We start from the raw sequence: 1198 nt of genomic DNA on the forward strand, positions 1-1198 counted from the left end.
TCGGTAAGATATACAAAAATTTATATAAAAAAGCACTATCGGAACATCCTGAAAAAACTTTATACTCCAGAGTTGAAATTCTGCCGTCTCAAGGAGAGAGGGGCAGGTAATAGCAACCAACAGAGGAAATGCGTATGTGCGCTTTGAATCGACGACGACACTGATAGGAGGTGTTCATGAAACCAGTAGTATATGTTGGGGGTTCACAAAAAAGCCTAACCGGCCAAAAAGTGTTCCCAAAGAGTCTTGAAGATGAAGTAGCAGTGGAGATAAACCGTTTACAATATGGCTTGTCACCTTTGCGGAAGACCAAGGCGATGAATGGCCTCGGACAAGGTGTTATCGAGTGGGTGAAGAATGGTAAACCAGCTTACCGGATGGTTTACGTAGTAGGTAAAAAAGCAGTCTACGTACTACATGCATTCTCAAAAACGTCAGATGGCACACCAAAGTCCGAGGAGGATACAATCAAGCTAAGGTATAAGATGCTTCCAAAAGACTTCTGATAAATCAGACGGTAACCAAAGCAGTGTTCACAGCACTGCTTTTTTCACTTTCACGTCAATTGGACTCTCTTTGTCGTGAGGTCGAAATGAAACATCCATAACGAATCCAATGCGGCACAAGATCTCCAATAGTGTATCGATGGCGAATTTTGAAAATTGACCGTTCATAAGATTACTGACTCTTGGCTGACTGACACCTAGCTTCTCTGCTGCGACACGTTGTGACCACCCCTGCTCACGGATCAACTCCGTAAGAATAATGATCAGCTTGGACTTCAGTGAAATCATATTTAGCTCAACAGCGTCCTTAGCAAAGAGTTCGTACGGTTCACTTACACGGTGAAGCATATTTCCCCTCATAAGTCCTGCGAGTGTAAAAAAGTAGATGCAGCTCAAAAAATATTCGAGCGTTTACAGGGTGCGGCATTATACGCACGCCTTAGAAAGAGGCAACAAAAAAATATAATTTTTTATATACCTCACCCCTTATATAATGTTCTTTAAGCCAAGATGCAAGTGACAACCGCACTTTTCACTACAAAAAAAACGGCAAGCTTCATCGAAGTTCATAGTAAATGAATAGAAATGAAGAGGTCATTTAACATAACACCCGTTGCCCGCACCCACAGAGAGGCCCTCAGTGCATTTCTGCGGCCTGCTGCGTGTTTCCGGCACCTTTCTATACCCATATC

General features: G+C 42.8%; 2 protein-coding genes. One reads left to right on the top strand and one right to left on the bottom strand.

The window, feature by feature from the left end; translation table 11 throughout:
• Positions 1–176: 176 nt before the first annotated feature.
• The gene (locus OGX97_RS00565; protein WP_057696255.1) at positions 177–506 is read left to right on the top strand and encodes a type II toxin-antitoxin system RelE/ParE family toxin; all 330 of its coding nucleotides are present in this window, start codon (positions 177–179) and stop codon (positions 504–506) included.
• Between the two features lie 27 nt (positions 507–533).
• Here OGX97_RS00565 and OGX97_RS00570 read toward each other — a convergent pair whose 3' ends face one another.
• The gene (locus OGX97_RS00570; RefSeq protein WP_057696258.1) at positions 534–854 is read right to left on the bottom strand and encodes a helix-turn-helix domain-containing protein; all 321 of its coding nucleotides are present in this window, start codon (positions 852–854) and stop codon (positions 534–536) included.
• Positions 855–1198: the final 344 nt, after the last annotated feature.

The organism is Citrobacter sp. Cpo061 (genome assembly GCF_030332845.1).
Lineage (GTDB): Bacteria > Pseudomonadota > Gammaproteobacteria > Enterobacterales > Enterobacteriaceae > Citrobacter > Citrobacter portucalensis.